The 5,565-nt window shown below is 65.0% G+C and carries 4 protein-coding genes; all 4 read right to left on the bottom strand.

Features of this window, described 5'->3' with window-relative positions; all coding sequences use genetic code 11:
* Positions 1-165: 165 nt before the first annotated feature.
* Positions 166-2,298 (bottom strand): hydantoinase/oxoprolinase family protein, encoded by a 2,133-nt coding sequence (locus ABNS06_RS03365; RefSeq protein WP_348672557.1) that lies wholly within the window; start codon positions 2,296-2,298, stop codon positions 166-168.
* Entirely contained in the window at positions 2,295-2,708 is a 414-nt protein-coding gene (locus tag ABNS06_RS03360) for an acetone carboxylase subunit gamma (RefSeq protein WP_348672556.1), read from the bottom strand. The genes ABNS06_RS03365 and ABNS06_RS03360 overlap by 4 nt, the downstream gene beginning before the upstream one ends.
* A 25-nt stretch (positions 2,709-2,733) precedes the next feature.
* Positions 2,734-4,650: a hydantoinase/oxoprolinase family protein gene (locus ABNS06_RS03355; protein WP_348672555.1), complete on the bottom strand. Its 1,917-nt coding sequence runs from the start codon at positions 4,648-4,650 to the stop codon at positions 2,734-2,736.
* Between the two features lie 116 nt (positions 4,651-4,766).
* Positions 4,767-5,565, bottom strand: a 799-nt coding sequence (locus tag ABNS06_RS03350; protein WP_348672554.1) for a helix-turn-helix transcriptional regulator, incomplete at its 5' end; no start/stop codon positions are given.

Raw genomic sequence — 5,565 nt, 5'->3', positions numbered from 1 at the left:
TGGTCCTCGATCGCCGACCGCGGCTCGATCCGGTGGTTCTCCATGATCGCCGGGTCCGGCGCGTAGAACATCTTGTTGTCCTGGACGAACCGGTTGAGCAGTTCCTGCTGCTCGGGCGTCAGTTTCACTTGTTCGTTCATTGTGTGTCTCCTCGAATTCCGTGGATCAGTCCGCGCAGGTGAACCAGACCGCGTTCTGCTCGGCGGCTGTGTAATGCCAGCCCGGCTCGACCAGGTAGGTCGTCGCGCGTGTCACGACGATGGCGGGACCTTCGATCTGGGTGCCGGCCACTAGTGCCTGCTCGTCGTAGATCGGCGTGTTGATCGCGCCGTCGTGGCCGACGAAGTGGCACTCGCGATGATCGACCGGCGGCGGCGCGGGTGCCCGATGACCGTTGGGCTTGATGCCGTGGAAGGCGATGCCCGGCAAATCGACGTAGGAACACACGCGAATGGTGTTGATACGCACCCCGGCCTCCGGGGTCTGGCTGCCCGAACCGAAGCGCTCGCCATAACGGGTGAAGAACTGCTCGATCAGCTTGAGCACATCCTCGGGACCCTTGATCCGGTTCAGGTCGGTGACCACCGCGGTTTCCACGCGCTGGTTGCCGTAGCGCATGTCCAGCTCCAACCGGTAGCTGACCTGCTCCGGGGTGAAGCCCTGGCGCAGCAGATCCTCGCGACCCCGCTCTTCCAGCTCTTCGACGATGCCGTTGAAGTAGTCGTAGTTGTCGAAGAACTTGGACTGGTTGGCATCGAACAGCACGGTCCAGGTGCTCATCTCGTGGATGTGCAGCTGGCTCATGTTGCCGGCGCCACAGGCCGAGAACACCGAGGCGAACGGTGGCGCCAGCACCTTCTTGACGCCCAGCGCGCGGGCGATGCCACAGGCATGCAGCGGACCGTTGCCGCCATAGGCCAGGATGGTGAAATTCTCAGGCTCGTAGCCGCGCGTGCGCAGCTCGGTGGCGATGCCGTTGGCCATGTTGCCGTCCACCGTGGACTTCATCAGCTTGGCCGTCTCGACCACCGACAGATCCAGGTCCTCGGCCAGTTCCTCGTCGATGGCCTGCTTGGAACGTCGCGGATTGAGCTTGATGTAGCCCCCGGCGTAGTTGGCCGGATCGAGATAGCCCAGGATCAGGTCGGCGTCGGTCACCGTGGGCCGCATGCCGCCACGGTCGTAACAGGCCGGCCCCGGGTCGGAACCCGCGGACTCCGGACCCACCTGCACGGTCTTGAACATGCGGTCGTAGGAGCAGATCGAGCCGCCACCGGCACCCAGCGTCACCAGATGCACCATCGGCACGCTGACCATCCAGCGCTCGATGATGGGATTGAAGTCGTAGTGCTTGACCCCTCCCTTGGTGACGATGCCGATGTCGAAGCTCGTGCCGCCCATGTCGGTGGCGACGATGTTGCCCAGGTCGGTCTGGTTGGCCAGATGCTCGCCGGCGGCAATGCCGGACACCGGCCCGGAATGCACGGTCTGCAACGCATCGGTGGAGTTGAGCTGCGCCATGCCGCCGGAGTTGTGATTGCAGAGCATCGGCTTGCTGTAGCCGGCGTTGCGCAGGTTCAGCTCCAGCGTGCCCAGGCCGTGGTACATCACTTCGTGCAGAAAGCCGTCGATGATGGTCGACATGGAGCGCACGTACTCCCCCTTGCGCCCGGCCACCTGATGCGACAGCAGCATCGGAATCGCGCCCAGCATGTGACCCGGATATTCCTCCAGGAACAGCTCGCGGATGCGCAGCTCGTGCGCCGGATTCACCACCGAGTTGGCGAGGTTGACGATGATCGCCTGCGCGCCCTTGTCGACCAGGTTGCGCAGCTGCTCCAGCACGTCGTCCTCATCCAGCTCCAGGACGACCTCGCCCAGGTAGTCCACACGCTCTCGGACCTCCATGATCATCGGAATCGGGATGATCGGATCGGGACGCTGGGCGTTGGGCACGTCCATCTGCTGCTTGTGCGGCAGCCCCGTGGCATAACCCTTGGCGCGCGTCAGCGGCACCGAGGACCTGAATCCGGCGGTGGTCAGCAGCCCCAGCCGCGGCCCCTTGCGCTCGATCAGCGCATTGGTGCCCAGCGTGGTGGCATAGCGCACCGAATCGACCTGGGTCAGCAAATCGCTGTCGGTCAGCCCCAGGGACTTGCAGGCATTGTCCAGCGCCTCGTTGAAGCCCAGGGACAGGTTCTGGTGCGTGGTCAGGGCCTTGGATTCGACGTATTGGTCGCCCCAGGCGACGAAACAGTCGGTGAACGTGCCACCGATATCGACGGAAACGCGTTTCATTGCTGGCCTCCGTTATGGTGCGAGTGCACGTGGCGTTCGGGCTCCGTGCCCGCCGGCACCTCGGTGACCTCCTCGCGATCCGCCCACTGCGCCTTGAGCTTGTCCAGGTCCAGCTCGATGTCGTGGACCGGCGGATGGCCCGGTGGCAGGTATTCGGTCTCGATCATCGTCCCGCAATGGGGGCAGTAGTACTCGAGAATCCGGCACCACTTGGGGTCCGGCGAATAGGTCAGCTTGTACTTCGTGGGGTCCAGCAGCGGCTTGTGGATCTCACGCGGATCGCGGTCGTAGACCAGCAGCGCGCGCTTGTAGTTGTCGCGCGCGCTGATCAGCTCGTGCTGGCAGTAGCGGCACTCCCACTGCTCCGTATCCAGATCGATACGCAGATTTTCCGTAATCATGACTTTCATGGCTGTCTCCTCGTGGCGCCGGCGGTCAAGCGCCGTCACGCGTCAGCAGCACGTCCCGGTTTTCGCTGAACGCGATCGTCCAGCCCGGTTCGATACGTGCGGTGAAAAACTTTTCCTCAAGCACGGCGGGACCGGCGGCGGATGCCCCACCGCTCTGCGCCTCCACCCGGTACACGGGCACGTCGGCGAACTGACCCTCCGTCATCAGGTGGCGTGTGCCGTCGTTGACCGCCGGTGCGTTGCCTGCGCCGAACGCGCCCTCGATCGTCGGCTGCGGCATCGCCTTGGAGACGTCCAGCCGCACGGTGAAGTTGTCACCCAGTTGCGCGATCGCCAGATCGTCGCTGAGCGGCAGCTCGCGCTCGCCGTCAGGCCCGCTGACGCGAACACAGCGAGCGATCTCGCAGTCCTCCAGCGCAAAGCCCTCGGCGTACATGCCCCGCCGCGCCCGCGCCATCAGCTTGTCGACGCAGGCGTCGATCTGCGCCGGATCGGACAGGCGTTGCTCGTACTGGTGGGCGATGTCGGAAAAGCCCAGTCCGAAGGCCGAGAACACGGCCGCCAGCCCGGGGATGATCACGCGGTTGACGCCGGCCGCCTCGGCGACCTTGCAGATCACCATCGGACCGGCGCCTCCGAAGGCCGCCAGCGTCGTATCCGGCGTGATGGTGGTGAACGCAAGAATGCCGTCGGCGACTTTCTGCGCCCAGGCGGTTTCCATCCGCGTGGCGGCCTCCTCCTCGGAGATGCCCAGCGGATCGGCGACATGCGTCCGGATCGCCTTGCGGGCCCGCTCGACATCGATGGAGAGCTCACCGCCGAAATAGGACGCCGGGTCCAGCAGGCCGGTCAGCAGGAAGGCGTCGGTGATCGTCGCCTCGGTGCCGCCCAGACCGAAACAGGCCGGACCGGGTTCGCTGCCAACGCTCTCCGGACCGATACGGATCGCGCCGTCGACGGCCTTGATGATCGAACTGCCACCCACGCCGACGCTGACCACGTTGGGCAACGGGAACGAAACCTCGACACCTTCCACCTTGCCGTGGTCATCCTCGCGGACCTGCCCGCCGTGAACCTCGCAGATGTCCGTGGTCGTGCCACCGATGTCCACCGACACCAGATGCTTGAAGCCGAAGTGCTCGGCCATCGCCCGCGCACCTTCCATGCCGCCACGCGGACCCGAGCTGTAGGTCTTGATCGCGATGGTCTTGGCCACACGCGCCGAGTGGCCGTCGTTGCGGAAGATCAGCAGCGGATTGCGGGATTTGTTGTTTCGAAGCTTGTGTTCGGCGTTGTAGAGGAAGCGCTCCATCGCCGGATGCAGAAAGGCGTTGAGCAACGCCGTCCAGGTGCGCCGCGGATCATCCTCGTCCTCAACCACCTCGTGGGAGTAGAGAATCGGCACCGCGCCCAGAAGATGCTGCGGAAACTTGCGCAGCAGGATGGACTTGAGCCGCTTTTCCACGCCCGCGCAGTCCGCGCCGCCGTGGGCGACGACAATGCGGTTGGCGCCGGAGGATGCCAGGTGGTTGATCTCGCGGGTCAGCGCGGCGGCCAGCGCGGCGTCATCCTGCGCCACGTCGACCGCGGCGACCCGACCACCAACCAGCGCGTCGAACAGCCCGCCGTATTCGGGCGAGGACTTGAGCGCGCCGTCGCTCATCGATCCGCTGGTCAGCAGGCCCAGCCGAGGCCCCTTGCGCTCGACCAGGGCGTTGGTGCCCTGCGTGGTCGAGTAGCGGATGTGATCGGTGGTGGACAGCAGGCTGACGATGTCCTCCTGTCCGTAGATTTCCTTCGACACCTTGACCAGTCCGTCGAAGAAGCACTTGGACAGATCGAACGGCGTCGTCAGTGTCTTGGTGCGGTAGATCTTCGGACCATCGGCGACGCAGATGTCGGTCAACGTGCCGCCGTTGTCGATATTGACAAGTAATCCCACGGGCTCCTCCAGCTCATGTTGACGGGTGTCGATGCACCCTTCTCGAGACTGGATGTTGCGGAGCCCGTCGGGTGGGTACCCCACCCGAAAGGTGGGCTACCCTGCCGAACGGGTCATTATTCGATCAGGCCGAGGTGTCGGGCGACCGCGACGGCCTGCACCCGGTTGGTGATACCGAGCTTTTCGAACACGTTGCGCAGATGCCACTTGATGGTGTTCGTGGACACGCAGAGCCTGTCGGCGGCGTCACGATTGGACAGCCCGCGCGCGACGCAGGTGAGCACTCGCCGCTCCTTCTCGGTCAACGGCTCCAGCGGCATGACGATCTCGTCAGGACTGCTCGGCAGCACGTCGGCCTGCGGCAGATCCAGCGATTCGCCAGCGGCCCGAAGCAAACGAACGAGGTAGGGTTTCAACCCGTCCTGCTCCGGCAGTTCCGGCTGCGTCTGAAGATTGTTGTAGAGCTCGCGCAGCAGGCGGATCAGCGGCTGTTGCTCGTCGAGCGGACTGCGCAGCATGCCGCCGGCCAGCCCCAGGTCCAGCGCATCCAGCAGCGCACGCTGCGCCTCGTGGGCACGACCACAGGCATTGAGCGACATTGCCGTGAGTACGCGAAGCTTCAGCAACCTGCGCATGCGCCGTGACTGCCGTGCCTCGCGGCTGGCCGCCGTGAGCCGCCCCCGGGCGTGAACGTGATCCCCCAGCGCGATCTTCAATCGCCACTCGGCGATCTGGCAGGCTTCGGTTTCCCCGGCATGAAACATCAGCTTGTCGCTGAAGAATTCCGGCTGTTCGTGCCGCCAGCGTTCGAGCCGCTCGGCTGCGAGATCCAGATCCCCGACCAGCGTCGCGTGGCGGATCGCCTCGGCGCGGGCGTAGCCCACCAGCCGCGGCGTCGAATGGCGAAAGCCCAGA

It is taken from the genome of uncultured Abyssibacter sp., assembly GCF_964000955.1.
In the GTDB taxonomy this organism is placed as follows: domain Bacteria; phylum Pseudomonadota; class Gammaproteobacteria; order Nevskiales; family OUC007; genus Abyssibacter.
This window is presented reverse-complemented; position numbering and strand designations above follow the sequence as displayed.

Excerpts from the sequence above, each read along its gene's own strand:
- ABNS06_RS03365 (WP_348672557.1), bottom strand. The coding sequence starts at position 2,298 with ATGAAACGCGTTTCCGTCGATATCGGTGGCACGTTCACCGACTGTTTC.
- ABNS06_RS03360 (WP_348672556.1), bottom strand. The coding sequence starts at position 2,708 with ATGAAAGTCATGATTACGGAAAATCTGCGTATCGATCTGGATACGGAG.